This window comes from Frankia sp. CeD, from assembly GCF_000732115.1.
In the GTDB taxonomy this organism is placed as follows: Bacteria; Actinomycetota; Actinomycetes; order Frankiales; family Frankiaceae; genus Frankia; species Frankia casuarinae.
This window is the reverse complement of sequence record NZ_JPGU01000018.1, coordinates 43,346-58,766: the sequence shown is the minus strand read 5'-3', so window position 1 is coordinate 58,766 and position 15,421 is coordinate 43,346. Positions and strand designations below refer to the sequence as shown.

Sequence of the window (15,421 nt, the reverse complement as noted above, 5' to 3'; positions counted from 1 at the left end):
CCGGTCATCCCTTCTCGAGGAAGGCGACACTGGTGTCGTCGAGAACCGCGTCGAGCAGCCGGCGCAGTGCGGGATGCCGGTCCAACCCGGGGTCGTCGTCAACCAGGCGACCGGCCTCCTCGCGTGCGTCGCGGATCAGGTCCTCATCACGAAGAAGTTCCAGGAGCTTCAGGGATCGTCGTCCGCCGGACTGGGCGGCCCCGAGCACATCGCCCTCTCGACGCTGCGCGAGGTCGAGACGGGCCAGCTTCGCCCCGTCGCTGGTGGCGGCGACCGCGCTGAGCCGCTCCCAGGCGGGGGATCCCGGCTCGGCCGCTGTATGCAGAAGACACCAGCCGGGCGCGGTGCCCCGGCCGACCCTCCCGCGCAGCTGGTGCAGCTGGGACACGCCGAACCTGTCCGCGTCCAGGACGACCATCACTGTCGCGTTCGGTACGTTCACTCCCACCTCGATGACGGTGGTGGCGACCAGCACGTCGACCTCGCCGGCCGCGAATCGGTTCATGGTGGCCTCCCGTTGCCCGGGTGCGAGACGACCGTGCAGCGGTTCAACCCTGAGGTCCGCAAGCTCGCCATCCACCAACAGGGGCAGCACCTCACACACTGTCGCAGCTGGTCGGGACGCTCGCGAATCCGGACCGGCAGCCGAGGATTCGGCGGGATCATCCTCCCCGCCCCCGTCCTCCCCGCCCGCACCGATCCGGGGACACACGACATAGGCCTGATGCCCGGCGGCCACCTCGTCGCGGATTCGTCCCCACATTCGATCCGTCCAGGATCTCTGGCTCGCCGGCACCACGAACGTCCCGATGGGAGANCGTCCCGCTGGCAGTTCGGTGAGCTCGGAGACTTCGAGATCACCGAACACGGTCATCGCGACCGTCCGGGGAATCGGTGTCGCGGTCATCACAAGAAGGTGGGGAGGACGTCGTCCACGCGCTCGCAGTGCGTCCCGCTGTTCGACGCCGAAACGATGCTGTTCGTCGACGACGATCAGACCAAGATCGTTAAAAATCACCTCATCGTGCAGCAGGGCATGAGTACCGACCACCAGACCGGTGGAACCGTCCGCGATCTCCGCCAGAGCCTCCCGCCGCGCACGCCCTCCCATCGATCCGGTGACCAGCGTCACCCGCGTGGCCCGATGATCGGCTCCTAGTTCCCCTGCCCGGGCCAGATCGCCGAGCATCTCCCGGAGGCTTCGGCTGTGCTGAGCGGCAAGAGTTTCGGTGGGCGCCAGGAGTACCGCCTGGCCGCCCGTGTCGACCACAGTGAGCATCGCCCGCAGGGCGACCAGTGTCTTGCCCGAACCCACCTCTCCCTGTAGCAGTCGATGCATCGGAACGGGCCGACCGATCTCGGCTGCGATCGTCTTCCCCACCTCGCGCTGGCCCGTCGTGAGGGGGAAGGGCAGATCGGCATCGAACGCCGCCAGCAGACCATCCGGACGCTGCGACCGGGGTGTTGTCGCCAGCGCCTCCACCTCACGACGCCGCTGGGCCAACGCCACCTGCAACACCAGAGCCTCATCCCAGGTGAGGCGCCGACGACCGGAGGCGATCTCACCACGGTTCGCGGGCTGGTGAACCAGCCGGAAGGCCTCGGCCAGAGCGGGCAGGCGGTACCGGCTGCGGAGATCGTCCGGCAACGGATCCTCGACGGGATCGAGAGAGTCCAANGCCAGCCGGACGCACCTCGCCAGCGTCCAGCTCGGCACCTTGGCGGAGGCGGGGTAGATCGGAACCAGCGCGTTCGCGAACGGCGCACCGCTGACGGCTTCCCCGCTCTCCTCGGGTTCGAGGAGCTGGACCTCCGGGTTGGTCAGCTGACGCTGCCCGCGGAACTCGTCGACCTTGCCGGCGAACAGCGCGGTCGTCCCGGGACGTAGGTCACGCTCCCGCCAGCTCTGATTGAAGAAGGTCAGCGACAGTGAATGCCGGCCGTCCGTCACCGTCACGCGCACCATCGACTTCCGGGTGCCGCGCATCGGGCGGCGTTCCGTCTTCTCGACCCGGGCCTGGACCGTAACCGTCTCACCGACGACGAGGTCCGCGAGGTCCGTCAGCTCGCCTCTCTCATGGTACCGGCGGGGCAGGNGCCCCAGCAGATCACCGACCAGCCTCAACTCCAGACCATCGGCCAGGAGGGCGGCGGCACGCGCGCCGACGAGGGCCTTCAGGGGCGTGTCGAGGTCGACCACATTACCGATAGTGCACCGGAGCACCGACAGTACCGAGNCCCNCCGGCTCCCGCCGCATCATCTGGACCACAGAACTGGACCACAGAAGGTGGGGTAACCTCAAGCGGGCCGCCACTGCGCGCGTCCCCCGGCGGCGCCGTCAGGGTCGCGGGTTGCGTACGATTCTGGTTCTGACTCCCCTGACGTCCCGGGCACGCCTACCGGGACCAGTACTACTTCGACTTCGGCTACTACTTCGACGGAGTGTTTCTCGTGTCTTCGGTGTGTGACGTCTGCGGCAAGGGGCCGGGCTTCGGTATGTCGGTCTCCCACTCCCACCGACGCACGCGCCGTCGGTGGAACCCCAACATCCAGACCGTGCGCACGGTCGTGGGCGGGACCCCCAAGCGGCTGAACGTCTGCGCTTCCTGCATCAAGGCGGGCAAGGTCTCTCGCGCCTGAGCCCTCCGGGCCGGACGTTACTCCGGCCGGACGGGGCGTCACCGGACACAGGCCTCCCGTGGAGGTCGAGGCGGAGCGCGGCCACATCCACGTCGGGTACGCTGCCGGTCACCGACGCCGATCCGTTAGTGTCCCGGCATGGCAGGCTCCAGGCGTCGGATTCGGCTCGCCCTCCTGTTCGGTGGCCGCAGCACCGAGCACGCGATCTCCTGTATATCGGCCAGCGGTGTACTGCGAGCCCTGGATCGTGACGTCTACGACGTCGTCCCCGTCGGCATCGACACACATGGCCGCTGGGTCGTGCTGCCGGACGACCCGACCGCCCTCGCGGTGACGGGAGACCGACTGCCCGCCGTCGTCGCGGCCCACGGTGAGAGCGTCGTCCTGGCCGCGGATCCGACGACGCCCGGTCTGTTGCCGTGCCGCCCCCGCGGCGGCCTCGACTCTGTCAGGAACACCCTCGGGAGCAGCGACGCTCTCGGGAGCAGCGNCATTCCCGGGGACATCGATGTGGTCTTCCCGCTGCTCCACGGCCCCTTTGGGGAGGATGGGACGGTCCAGGGTCTCCTGGAGATGGCCGGCCTGCCCTACGTCGGCTCCGGGGTGTTCGCCAGCGCGGCCGCCATGGACAAGCAACACATGAAGGCACTGCTGCGGGCCGCCGGCCTTCCCGTCGGCTCCTACGCCGTCCTGCGAGCCGGTGACACACTCACCGGGGCCGACCAGGAACGGCTGGGGCTGCCCGTCTTCGTGAAGCCCGCGCGCGGCGGGTCGAGTATCGGGATCAGCCGGGTCGAGGCCTGGGCGGACCTGGACACCGCGATCAAGGCAGCCCGCGCCAGCGACCCCAAGGTCCTGGTGGAGTCGGCGATCGTCGGCCGCGAGATCGAGTGCGGGGTCCTCGGAATTCTAGACGGCCCCGGTGCCGAGGCGAGTGTGCCCGCCGAGATCACCGTCACGTCTTCGGCCGGCTNCTACGACTTCGAGGCCAAGTACATGTCCGACGCCACCCACTTCGACGTCCCGGCCAACCTGTCCCACGCGGTACGGGAGGAGGTCCGGGGAGTGGCGATCGCGGCGTTCGAGGCCCTGGACTGCGCCGGGCTCGCGCGGGTTGACATGTTTGTCACGGCCGACGACCATGTGATCATCAACGAGGTCAACACGATGCCCGGTTTCACCCCTACCTCGATGTTCCCGCGGATGTGGGAGGCGAGCGGGGTCACCTATCCGCAGTTGGTGGACCGGCTCGTCAGGCTGGCCCTGCGCGACGGAGCGGGGCTGCGCTGACCGCCCGGCACCTGCGCCACCCGGGCCCGTGACGGCGTGGAGGCGTTCCGCCGGGCGGGAATGGCCGGGAGCTCGTCTCAGGATGTCGTCGACCTGCTGTGCGCCCGCACGGCGGGGGCGACCGAGACGAGTACCTCGAACGCCTGCACGTCGGCGGGCAGGGNGAGAACCACCTGGGGCTGCCGCGTGGGGGTGGAATAGCGCACCGTCGTGCCGCCCAGGTTCTCGGCGAACCACCCCACATCGTCCACGACGGACAGCATCGCATCGGGACGGTAGCTTGCCGGAAGACCGGGCGCGCCGCAGGTGAGCACCACCGGCGCCGCGCCGTAGGCCGCCGCCGTGGCCTGTGGGGGGTCCAGTGTCCGGCGGTCGAGGTCGTCCCCGAGCGACGGGGGAAGATCGTGGACCAGGTCCACGCACGACGAACGGACCGACTCCGCGGGAATCGGCACGTTGGTCAGCCGAATCGATCCGGGACCGCCGCATCCGACCAGCGCGAGCAGGACCCACGAGGCGACGAACACCGGATACCGACATGACCGCCCCGGCCGGCGCCCGCCCCGTGCCGGGCGTCGGCCCCGCTCGGCTTGCTCACCACCGGTGGCCATGTCCCGATTCTGGCGCGCCACCGACGTCACCGGTGGCCCGGCCCCGGCGGTGGGCGCGAGCCGGGAGCCGGGAGCGCCCACCGGGTCCCCCGTCCCGGAGCCGACCTGACCCACGTCGGGACGGAGGAGCTTCAGCGGCGGAGAAGCTCAGAAGTGAACGACCGGGCAGGTCAGCGTGCGGGTGATGCCGTCGACCGACTGCACTCTCGCCATGACCATCTTCCCGAGGTCATCGACGGTGGCCGCCTCCGCCCGGACGATGACGTCATAGGGGCCGGTGACGTCCTCGGCCTGGGTGACCCCGGGGATCTGCTCGATCTCCTTGGCAACCGAGGAGGACTTGCCGACCTCGGTCTGGATAAGGATGTACGCGTGGACCACAGACGCTCCCTCGTCGGACGTCGACAGCCCGTCGAGCAGAACTACGGGCCGACAGAAGGTAACAGGCAAACGGCCCGGATGAGAGCCTCCGAGGTCGAGGAATTTGCTCAGATCGGCCGACAGGGACCGACCGAGGGGTCGCCCGGCCTCATCCGGAACCCCAATCGTGGGGGTCAGCTGGCCGGCTCGGTACCCGGTTGTGATGGCAACCACGACGCAGCTACCCAGAGCGAAGAATAGGAGACACGTGAACGCTCGGAGCATCCGGAGCGAGCCGCCGCCGGAACCGAGCTCCGCCCCGCCCCGCGTACTGACGATCGCCGGATCGGATTCTGGCGGCGGCGCGGGCATTCAGGCAGATCTCAAGACGATGCTCGCCCTCGGCGTCCACGGCATGAGTGCGATCGTCGCGGTGACGGCACAGAATTCCCTGGGCGTCCATGGTGTGTGGGATCTCCCTCCGGAAGCGGTCCGAGCCCAGATCAGAGCGGTCGTGGCGGACATCGGGGTCGACGCGGTGAAGACGGGGATGCTCTCCTCCGCGGCTCTGGTCTCGCTGGTCGCCGCCGAACTCTCGCGGCTCGACGTACCCGTCGTGGTCGATCCGGTCAGCGTCTCCAAGCACGGCGACCCCCTGCTGTCCCCGGAGGCGGTCGAGGTGGTCCGTACGGAGCTCATGCCCCGCGCCACCATCGCCACACCGAACCTCGACGAGGTACGTCTGCTGACCGGGGTGGAGGTGCTGGACGTCGCCGACCTGCCCAGAGCCGCCGAGGCGATGCTCGCCCTGGGCCCGCGCTGGGTGCTGGTGAAGGGCGGGCATCTTCCCGGCGACGCGGTCGACCTGCTCACCGACGGGACCACCGAGGTCGTCCTCCGAAGCCCCCGCCTGGACCGGCGGCACACCCATGGCACCGGATGCACGCTGGCCTCCGCGATCGNCGCGCACCTGGCGCAGGGGCGTGGTCACGTCGAGGCCGCACAGGCCGCCAAGGCCTACGTCAGTGGCGCCCTGGCCAGCGGCTTTCCGCTCGGCGCGGGGATCGGCCCGGTAGACCACGGCTATCGTCACCGTAGGTAGCAGCCTGAGAGCCGGGCTCGGGCCGCGCCGGCGGCGTCTGGTTCAATCGCCCCGCCGCACGTGACCTGACGCACGTCACGCATCCGCATCATCACCGTGGAGGTAGCCCGTGGGGGCGCACAGCTCGGGAGTGGTACCATCCACCAGCACGGACCGACGGTGGTATCGCATCGTCGGCGGCGCTCCGCTCACCGGCTCGGTCGAAGCGTCCGGGGCCAAGAACTCGGTCACCAAGCTGCTCGTCGCCACCCTCCTCACGCCAGAGCCGTGCACCCTGACCCGGGTGCCTCGGATCGCCGAGGTCGACGTGGTCCTGGGCATGCTCGCCGAACTCGGCACCCAGGTGGAGTGGCTGGACGAGCACACTGTGCGACTCGCCACCGAAAAGATCATCGACGCGTCGCTGTCCGAGGCCTACTCCGGGGTCAACCGGATACCGATCCTGATGATGGGCCCGCTCCTGCACCGCGTCGGCGAAGCCGTGATCCCGCTGCCCGGCGGTTGCCGGATCGGCAAGCGTCCCGTCGACTTCCACCTCGCCGGCCTGCGTGCCATGGGTGCGGAGATCGTCGAGCAGCTGCGTTCCGTCCAGGTCAAGACGCTGGGTCTGCACGGCACCCATGTCGCGCTGCCGTTCCCGAGTGTCGGCGCGACCGAGAACCTGCTCCTGGCCGCGGTCCGGGCGCAGGGTACGACCGTCATCTCGAATGCGGCGGTGGAACCGGAGGTCATCGACCTCATCATGTTCCTGCAGCAGATGGGCGCCCTCGTCGACGTGGAAGTCGACCGCACGATCGTGGTGCAGGGGGTCGACGCACTGCGGGGAGCCACCCATGCCCCGATCCACGACCGCATCGAAGCCGCGTCCTTCGCCTCGGCCGCGGTGGCCACCAACGGCAGGGTGGAGGTGGTCGGTGCCCGCCAGGAACATCTGGCGACCTTCCTCAACCACCTCCGCCGGCTCGGNGGCGAGTTCGAGGTCACCCCGCGGGGCATGACCTTCTTCCGGGCCCAGCCGTTGACCGCGTCACATGTGCAGACCGACGTACACCCCGGGTTCATGACCGACTGGCAGCAGCCCCTGGTCGTCCTGCTCACCCAGGCCAAGGGTGCCTCCGTGATCCACGAGACGATCTACGAGGACCGGTTCGGATACACCAGACAACTGGCCGAGATGGGCGCCGACATCGCCCTGTCGACCCTGTGCCTCGGTGGGAAGGCCTGCCGGTTCGCGTCCCGGGACTTCGAGCATTCGGCGGTCGTGAGCGGGCCGACCTCCCTCACCGGCGGTGATCTGGCGATCCCCGACCTGCGCGCCGGCTTTGCCTACGTGCTGGCCGCGCTGGTGGCCGACGGCACCAGCATCATCCGCGGGACCCGTTTCCTCGAACGCGGTTACGAGGACCCGGTGGGTAAGCTGCGCTCGATCGGAGCGTTCATTGACACGCAGGCCGTGGGTTCGCCCCCGGCACCGACCACGCCCCGACCTGACCGGAACGACGGTGCTGCCGGGCCAGGCGCATGCAGGTGAGGCGCGTGCAGGCCAGGCGCATGCAGGTCAGGGTCACGCAGGTCAGGGACACGCAGGTCAGAGACGGAGCCGGTACTCCGGGCCCGGCTCCCGACTCATCAGATCCTTGACGGCCTCCATCGGGGGAAGACCCTCATAGAGGACCCGTTCGACCTGGCGGGTGATCGGCATGGCGACGCCCAGGTCATCGGCCATGGCGAGCAGGGGGCGGCAGGAGCGCACCCCCTCGGCGACCTGCTGCTGTTCGGCCTCCACCTGCGCGAGCGTGAGGCCACGCCCGAGTTTCTCGCCGAAGGTGCGGTTGCGCGAGAGNGGGGAGCCGCAGGTCNCCACGAGANCCCCCAGTCCCGCCAGTCCCGCGAATGTCATCGGATCGGCACCCAGCGCGACCCCGAGTCGGAGGGTCTCGGCCAGGCCGCGCGTCATCAACGAGGCGAGGCTGTTGGTGCCGAAGCCCATTCCCTCCAGCATGCCGGCAGCCAGTGCGATGACGTTCTTGATCGCTCCGCCCAGCTCGCAGCCGATCACGTCGGTGTTGGTGTAGGGGCGGAAATAGGGCGTCCAGCACGCCGCCTGGACGGCCTCCGCCGTGCTCGTCGAGGTACTGGCGACCACAGTCGCCGCCGGCTGCTCGGCGGCGATCTCGGGCGCCAGATTCGGACCGCTCACCACCGCGATCCGGTCCGGCGACACGCCTGTGACCTGCGTGATGACCTCGCTCATCCGCAACTGGCTGCCCACCTCCACCCCCTTCATCAGGCTGACGTAGACGGCGTCGGGCCCAATCAGGGGCGCCCATCCGGCGAGGACGGAGCGCAGCGCCTGAGACGGTACGGCCAGCACCACGAACTCCGCGCCGGCCAGCGCCTCCCCCGCGTCGGACATCGCGCGCACCCGGTCCGGCAGCTGGATCGCCGGCAGATAGCGCGGATTGACCTGGCGGGTGTTGACCGCCCGGACGATCTCAGGGTCACGGGCGACCAGGTTGACCCGTGCTCCGGCATCCGCGAGGACCTTCGCGAACACACTTCCCCAGGACCCGGCCGTAAGCACCGCGGCCCGTCTCACCTGGTTCCCCAGGAAACGTCCGGCCGAGCGGGGGGAGTGATCGCGACCCCGACGATGGGTACGAGGAAGGCGCCACCGATCGAGGCGTTTTCTACCTTGTGGCGGGAATCGACAATAATTNTGCCCTCCNGNTGGATCGCGTGCCTGGTATCGACGCCCGGCCGGCTGGACACCTCGCATCGCGCCGCGTCCGCCGCGTCCTCACTCTGACCGTAGACGCCGATCTGGCGGGTACCACGCAGGATGCGCCGCATGCCGGGGACGCGCCACGGCTCCGGCGTTCAGCCCGCGCACGCAGGACCCGGCGCACCGCGGGGTCGGCATGGCCTATGGTCGCCTTCGTGTGGCTCCCACGAAACGGAGTGTCCTGGACGGTCGTGCTGCCGCTGAAGAACCTCACCCGGGCGAAGACCCGGCTGGACCGCCCCGACCGGAGCCGGCTGGCCCTTGCGATGGCCTTGGACACGGTGATGGCGGTACTTGAGTCCGAGACCGATCTGGTCGGCGCCGTGATGATCGTAACGAACGATCGGACGGCCGACCACGCCCTGTCGACTCTCCTCAATTCCCACTATATTGGCGCAGATCAACCGAATCTTTCCCCGGCTGCGAGGAGTGCTCGGCTCGTCGTGATTCCGGACGAACCCGACCGAGGTCTCAATCCCGCTCTGGTGCACGGCGCCGCGCTGGCCTCGGCCCGCTGGCCCACCCGTGCGGTGGCTGCCCTCTCCGCCGACCTTCCCGCGCTGCGCCCCCCCGAGCTGCATCAGGCGCTGTCCGAGGCGAGCCAGCACCGTCGAGCGGTTCTCGCCGACGCGACCGGAACGGGAACCGTTCTGCTGACCGCGTCGGCCGGCGCCACCCTGCAGCCCGCATTCGGACCACACAGTCACGCCACGCACCGTCGCTCCGGAGCGGTGGATCTGACGGGAACCCTCGGTGGCTCGGTACCGGGACTGCGACGTGACGTCGACACGCTGGCGGATCTGGCGCAGGCCCGGGACCTGGGGGTAGGCCGGGCCACCAGGGCGGCGCTGACCGCCGGGTATCACTCCCCGCTCGTGGCGGAGGACTCCGGCGGATCCGGCGGCGAATCGGGCACCTCGGCGGAGTCAGGGCTGTCCGTACCACCGGGGATCGTAGGCGGAACCCAGCGCCGGATCGTGAGCGACGCGAGCGGACCAGGTCGGGCGAAGAAGTATCCCTGACCCAGCTCGCAACCCAGCTCCTCGAGCTCGGCGATCTGTCCTTCCCGCTCGATGCCCTCGGCCACGACGACGGCACCGAGGGCGTGCGCGAGACTGATCATCGATCGACGCATCGTCGCCACCCGGTGTCCGTCCCTGGGCGGTGGTTCGAGCAGCGTCCGATCGAGCTTCACGACGTCCACCGGCAGTTGATGGAGGGCGGCCAATGTGCTGTGGCCGGCACCGACATCGTCGAGCGCGACCGCCACCCCCAGCGCACGAACCTCGTTCAACACCTCGCGTGCGCCGCGCAGATCGTCAATCCGGCTCGTTTCGGTGATCTCGACCACCAGCCTGCCCGGGTCGAACCGACTGGCCGCCAGCGCCTGGGCGACGCTGTCGAGCAGCGTGGTGTCGGCGATCCTGCTGGCTGAGACGTTCACGTGCAGCCGCAGTGCCGAGGCCGGGTACGCCACGGCGACCTCCGCGCAGGCCTGGGTGAGGACCATGTCGTCGAGGGCGCCGACGATGCCGCCGTCCNCCGCGGCCGCGACAAAGGTGCCCGGTGGCACCGGTCCACGCCCCGGCTCCGTCCATCGGGCGAGGGCCTCCAGGGCGACCGGACTGCGATCGCGCAGCCGCACGATGGGCTGGTAGTGCACGTCGAAGCCGGCCGACCGTCCTCCCCTGCGCAGGGCGGTGGCCAAGGCGTCGGCGAGGTGCGTGCCGGCGCTGGGCGGGCACAGTCCGGGCCGGTAGACCACCAGACGGTTCTTTCCCGTTCGTTTTGCCGTGTGGACGGCCGTGTCGGCCCGCCGGAGCAGCGCCTCGGTGGTCTCCTGGGTCCGGCACGCGACGACCAGCCCCACACTCCCGCGGACCGGCCAGAGGTGACCGGCGGCCTGCGCCGGCTGGCGCAGCGCGGCCAGGACCCGTTCGGCGACGGTCTCGGGCAGTTCCCGCCCACCGTCCAACAGCACGGCGAACTCGTCGGAGCCGAGCCTCGCCACGGTGTCCGACGTGCCTACGCAGTGTCGTAGCCGTTGCCCGACCGCGCGCAGCAGATGATCACCTGCGGCGTGCCCGAGGCTGTCGTTGACGACCCGGAAGTCGTCGAGGTCGCAGTACAGGACGGCCACGTCACGGCCGTCGTGGCGGCTCGCGGCGAGGGCGTCGGTGAGCCGCTGGTGGAACAGGGTGCGGTTGGCCAGCTCGGTCAACGGGTCATGGGATGTCCAGTGCCGCACCTCGTGCTCGGCCTCGCCGACCCGGCTCGCCAACCGCTGACTCACCCGCAGGGTCGTCAGCTGCCGGACGAGGACGGTGAGGACGAGCGTCGCACCCCCGATAATCTCGACCGGATCGAGAATGACTCCGCCGTGGGCCCGCCCCAGCAGAAGCGCCGCGACCACGGCCGCGGCGACATAGGGGACCGCCGGCCACAGCCATCCGAGCAGTTCGCCGTGAACGGGCCACCGGCGAGACCGGCGGCCGTCCTCCCGGCCGTTCTCCCGGCCGTTCTCCCGGCCGTCCCCCCGGCCGGCACGCGATGCCGCAAGGACGATCAACAGGGCACCGGCGACCGAGCAGGAACCCGTCATCGTGGGATCCCTGCCGTCGAGCTGAACGATCCACACGCCGGCGACCGCGAGGCACACCAGTCCGGTTCCGGCGATCGCGACGGCGGGCAGGTCCACCGGTTGCCGGAAGCCTGCCACGTGCAGGAATGCGATGATCAATAGCAGCACGACGATCGGATGCGCAACCGCGAGGAGATGCTCCACCGGCTGCGGCGGGCGGGAGGAGTCCACTTCGTCGATCCCGGCGAGCACCCCGGACCAGGCGAGCAGGAACAGGGAGTTGCCGAGTATGACCTCGTCGAACGCGGTGGCCGGACTGGCGCGCGGGTAGGCGGCGGCCACCCCCTCGCCGCCCGCCCCGGNGACGCGGGTGAGCCGCGAGGAACTCGGCGGCCAGCGGTGGGTGCCCCCGGCGAGGCCGGCCATCCCTGCCGGCGCCAGCACGCCCGCGCGCGGTCGTGATCGACGCGCCCGACCCGCGGGAACAGCCGCGAAGGCGGCGAGTGCGAGGACCGGCATGGCGAGTTGGCCGGCGTCGGTGAGATACCCGGCATCCGTCGCCGTCCGCCCTCCGACCGATGCCCCGTCCCAGCGGTGCAGCATCCATCCGGCCTGTCCAACCGTCCAGGTCGCCAGCGCGAAGGACAGCCACACCAACCAGCGGCCCCGTACTCGACCGAGACGGCGACCGGCCCGGGCACAACTCAGTGTCGCGGTCAGGCCCGCGGCGATCGCGGCGGCGTCGACGAGCATCCCTCGTCCCGCCCTCCTCCCCCTGTGCTGGCCGCCTGGGGCAGTCGGCCGCCTGGGGCAGAGGGATCCGACCGGACCACGGAAACGGCCCGCTACATCACGATAAGGTACAAACGAGCGCGACGGCGCTTCTCGGCACCGTAGCGCGTGATCGCTATATCACAAAGAGTAGGCGAATACTTCGCGTGCCGCGCGGTCTCTGCCAGTGTCCGGATCGGGGTCAGACCGGCGATGCGGGTCCCGCCCGGCCCCCGCTGCCAGAGATGCCACATCGANGCTGCCGAGTCCATCGGGGACTGGCACCATCTACAGGCATGAGCGAGCTGATGGCGACCCGTCCTGAACAGCCTCAGCGCAAGGCCCGCAGTGGCCTGCTCGAGCCCCTGGAGGCGCCGCGTCAGCCGGCGCCGTCCGACCTGCCCGCCGGCCGCTTCATCAACCGGGAGGCGTCCTGGCTCGACTTCAACGCCCGGGTCCTCGCGCTCGCCGAGGACGTGTCCACGCCCCTGCTGGAGCGCGCGAAGTTCCTAGCGATCTTCGCCAGCAACCTGGACGAGTTCTACATGGTCCGGGTCGCGGGGCTGATGCGACGCGAGGCGACGGGACTGGCCGTCCGCTCCGCCGACGGGCTGACCGCCCGGGAACAACTCGATCTCATCAGCACGATGACGGCCGAGGTCACCCGGCGGCATTCGCGATGCTTCACCGACGAGGTGGGGCCGTCGCTGGCCCATGCCGGGATCAGCATCCGGTTCTGGCCCCAGCTGACCGAGACCCAGCGTGATCAGCTGCACCACTACTTCCACGAACAGATCTTCCCGGTGCTCACTCCCCTCGCCGTCGATCCGGCGCACCCCTTCCCCTACATCAGCGGGCTGTCGCTCAATCTGGCCGTCCAGGTCCGTGACCCGGGCGGGGAGGTCGACCGCTTCGCCCGGGTGAAGGTGCCCCAGAACGTTCCTCGGCTGGTCCCCGTAGCGGTGGAGCCTACCGACACGGCCGGTGTCCCGGGGGGTCTGGCCCCCCAGGCGAGCGCATGCTTCGTCCCGCTGGAGGAAGTGATCGCTGCCCATCTCTCCCAGCTGTTCCCGGGCATGGAAGTGATCGACTCCCATCTGTTCCGGGTCACCCGCAACGCCGACCTCGAAGTCGAGGAGGACGAGGCGGAGGATCTGCTCCAGGCTCTGGAGCGCGAGCTCGCCCGGCGCCGGTTCGGTCCCGCCGTCCGCCTGGAAGTGGACGCCGACATCGATGATGATCTGCTCACCCTGCTGATGCGGGAGCTGGAGATCACCGAGCGCGAGGTACATCGGGTCGCCGGCCTGCTCGACCTGTCGACCCTGTGGGCTCTCTACGACCTCGACCGCCCGGAGCTGAAAGATACGCCGCGGGTCCCGATCACACATCGGCGGCTGACGACCGATGACGGCGAGACACCGGACTTCTTCAGCGTGCTCCGGGAGGGCGACATCCTCGTCCACCACCCGTACGACTCGTTCACCACGTCCGTTCAGCGGTTCATCGAGCAGGCGGCGGCCGATCCGCATGTTCTCGCCATCAAGCAGACGCTCTATCGCACGTCCGGGGACTCCCCCATCGTGGATGCCCTCATCGGCGCGGCCGAGGCGGGAAAGCAGGTCGTCGTCCTCGTCGAGATCAAGGCCCGGTTCGACGAGAGCGCCAACATCCGCTGGGCCCGCGAGCTGGAACGGGCCGGCTGCCACGTGGTCTACGGTCTCATCGNCCTGAAGACCCACTGCAAGACCTGCCTCGTGGTACGCCAGGAACGCGGCGGCCTGCGCCGCTACTGCCATGTGGGTACCGGCAACTACAACCCCAAGACCGCTCGGCTCTACGAGGACCTCGGGCTGCTGACCGCCGACCCGGGCGTGGGCGCGGATCTCACCGACCTGTTCAACGTCCTCACCGGCTACAGCCGACAGACGGAGTACCGCTCGCTGTTGGTCGCCCCGCAGCACATGCGGGACGGCATCCTGCAGCGGATCGAAGCCGAGGCCCAGGCTGCCCGGGGGGGCGGGGAGTCCGGGATCCGCATCAAGGTCAACAGCCTTGTCGACGAACAGGTGATCGACGCGCTGTATCACGCCTCCATCGCCGGGGTACCCGTGCACTGCCTGGTCCGCGGGATCTGCGCCCTACGTCCCGGAGTGCCGGGCCTGTCGGAGACGGTCCACGTGCGCTCGATCCTGGGGCGGTTCCTGGAGCACAGCCGGGTCCTCGAGTTCNCCTCGTCTGGCGAGTTCTGGATCGGCAGCGCGGACATGATGCACCGCAATCTCGACCGCCGTATCGAGGCACTCGTGCGCGTCCCGCACCCGGACCGGCGAGACACCCTGCGGCAGATGCTCGACCATGCGTTCTCCGACGAGGTGTCCGCCTGGGTGCTGCAGTCCGACGGCCGCTGGGAACGACGCACGACCGGGCCGGACGACGTTCGCCTGTCGGACTACCAGCACGACCTGATGGCCGACGCCATGCGGCGCGGGCACCGGTAAGCCCGGCGCCCGCACCGATGGTCAGTCGTTGCTCGCCGAGACGCTCGACTTGAACTCGGAGCCGGGCCGGAACTTCGGCACGACCGAGGCAGCGACGTGCACGGGCTCACCCGTCGCCGGGTTACGACCTGTGCGGGCGGCCCGTTCCACCCGCTCGAACACGCCGAAGCCGGTGATGGTCACCTTCTCTCCGCTCGCGACGGCCTCCTGAATGGCGTCGAACACCGCGTCGACGGCCTTGGTGGCGTTCGACCGCCCGCCCTCGATCTGCTGGGCGATGCGGTCAACCAACTGGGACTTGTTCACAACAACCTCCGGACGCCCCCCGCGGGCGCGGGGTGGGGAGCAGATCGGGCATCACACTGCGCTGCACCGTAGGCATCTCCACTGTCGAGGGCAATTCCCGTGAGCGTGTCGCGTCACACAAACCCGCACGTCAACGGGTTCGCTCCGGTGGGCGACGGGATGCGTAGGGTCCGGGCGACATAGCCCGTTCGGCAGATTAATTACGTTCAGTAGCGAGAATTGCCTTCTGGTTTGGGCGCAATGTCACCCTTTGGTAGCCGGATGCCCCCGACATCGCTGATGCCACTCCGATGGGTAGCTACCCGGAAGCCGGCCGCGACAGTCGCTTCATCCCCACAGAGATGGGGAACGCCCCCCCGGCGCACCCGCCACCCATCCCACCTTCCTGAATGTGAGATCCGACACGCACCACCGTGAACCCCCGACCGAGACCGGATCCGACTCCGTCCCCGCGGATGGTGCGGTGCTCGGGAACC

General features: G+C 69.6%; 11 protein-coding genes and 1 pseudogene. 6 read left to right on the top strand and 6 right to left on the bottom strand.

Translation table 11 applies throughout. The annotated features are described in order from the left end of the window. Positions 1-4: 4 nt before the first annotated feature. Positions 5-2,200 (bottom strand): ATP-dependent DNA helicase RecG, encoded by a 2,196-nt coding sequence (gene recG, locus CED_RS12005; protein ID WP_035910561.1) that lies wholly within the window; start codon positions 2,198-2,200, stop codon positions 5-7. 252 nt (positions 2,201-2,452) lie between these two features. Here recG and rpmB point away from each other — a divergent pair, with 252 nt between their 5' ends. Both rpmB and CED_RS12000 read left to right on the top strand, forming a co-directional pair. Then, positions 2,453-2,641 (top strand): 50S ribosomal protein L28, encoded by a 189-nt coding sequence (rpmB, locus tag CED_RS22550; RefSeq protein WP_011437984.1) that lies wholly within the window; start codon positions 2,453-2,455, stop codon positions 2,639-2,641. 138 nt (positions 2,642-2,779) lie between these two features. After that, positions 2,780-3,931 carry a D-alanine--D-alanine ligase family protein gene (locus CED_RS12000; protein ID WP_035910558.1) on the top strand — a complete coding sequence of 384 codons (1,152 nt, stop codon included), beginning with the start codon at positions 2,780-2,782 and terminating at the stop codon, positions 3,929-3,931. A gap of 77 nt (positions 3,932-4,008) precedes the next feature. On the opposite strand, the gene CED_RS11995 is transcribed toward CED_RS12000, so the two are convergent. Both CED_RS11995 and CED_RS11990 read right to left on the bottom strand, forming a co-directional pair. After that, the gene (locus CED_RS11995; RefSeq protein ID WP_235187040.1) at positions 4,009-4,623 is read right to left on the bottom strand and encodes a DUF3515 family protein; all 615 of its coding nucleotides are present in this window, start codon (positions 4,621-4,623) and stop codon (positions 4,009-4,011) included. Between the two features lie 66 nt (positions 4,624-4,689). Beyond that, a complete protein-coding gene (locus CED_RS11990) occupies positions 4,690-4,923 on the bottom strand; it encodes an Lrp/AsnC family transcriptional regulator (protein WP_011437987.1) in 234 nt (77 codons plus the stop codon). A 247-nt stretch (positions 4,924-5,170) separates the two neighbouring features. Here CED_RS11990 and thiD point away from each other — a divergent pair, with 247 nt between their 5' ends. Together thiD and murA are read left to right on the top strand one after the other, a co-directional pair. Beyond that, on the top strand, positions 5,171-6,004 hold the full coding sequence (gene thiD, locus CED_RS11985; RefSeq protein ID WP_051868774.1) for a bifunctional hydroxymethylpyrimidine kinase/phosphomethylpyrimidine kinase: 834 nt from the start codon (positions 5,171-5,173) through the stop codon (positions 6,002-6,004). Between the two features lie 109 nt (positions 6,005-6,113). Further along, positions 6,114-7,535, top strand: coding sequence for a UDP-N-acetylglucosamine 1-carboxyvinyltransferase (gene murA / locus CED_RS11980; RefSeq protein ID WP_011437989.1), 1,422 nt, complete (start codon positions 6,114-6,116; stop codon positions 7,533-7,535). A gap of 57 nt (positions 7,536-7,592) precedes the next feature. On the opposite strand, the gene CED_RS11975 is transcribed toward murA, so the two are convergent. Continuing rightward, positions 7,593-8,603, bottom strand: coding sequence for an NAD(P)H-dependent glycerol-3-phosphate dehydrogenase (locus CED_RS11975; protein ID WP_200875401.1), 1,011 nt, complete (start codon positions 8,601-8,603; stop codon positions 7,593-7,595). A 329-nt stretch (positions 8,604-8,932) separates the two neighbouring features. Here CED_RS11975 and cofC point away from each other — a divergent pair, with 329 nt between their 5' ends. Then, entirely contained in the window at positions 8,933-9,811 is an 879-nt protein-coding gene (gene cofC / locus CED_RS22545) for a 2-phospho-L-lactate guanylyltransferase (RefSeq protein ID WP_011437992.1), read from the top strand. 35 nt (positions 9,812-9,846) lie between these two features. Here cofC and CED_RS26175 read toward each other — a convergent pair. After that, positions 9,847-11,391, bottom strand: a pseudogene (locus tag CED_RS26175) (putative bifunctional diguanylate cyclase/phosphodiesterase); the annotation flags it as partial. A 1,046-nt stretch (positions 11,392-12,437) separates the two neighbouring features. Here CED_RS26175 and CED_RS11960 point away from each other — a divergent pair. Further along, positions 12,438-14,639, top strand: coding sequence for an RNA degradosome polyphosphate kinase (locus tag CED_RS11960; protein WP_035910550.1), 2,202 nt, complete (start codon positions 12,438-12,440; stop codon positions 14,637-14,639). 21 nt (positions 14,640-14,660) lie between these two features. Here the strand turns inward: CED_RS11960 and CED_RS11955 are convergent, their stop codons facing one another. Further along, a complete protein-coding gene (locus CED_RS11955) occupies positions 14,661-14,945 on the bottom strand; it encodes an HU family DNA-binding protein (protein ID WP_011437995.1) in 285 nt (94 codons plus the stop codon). Positions 14,946-15,421: the final 476 nt, after the last annotated feature.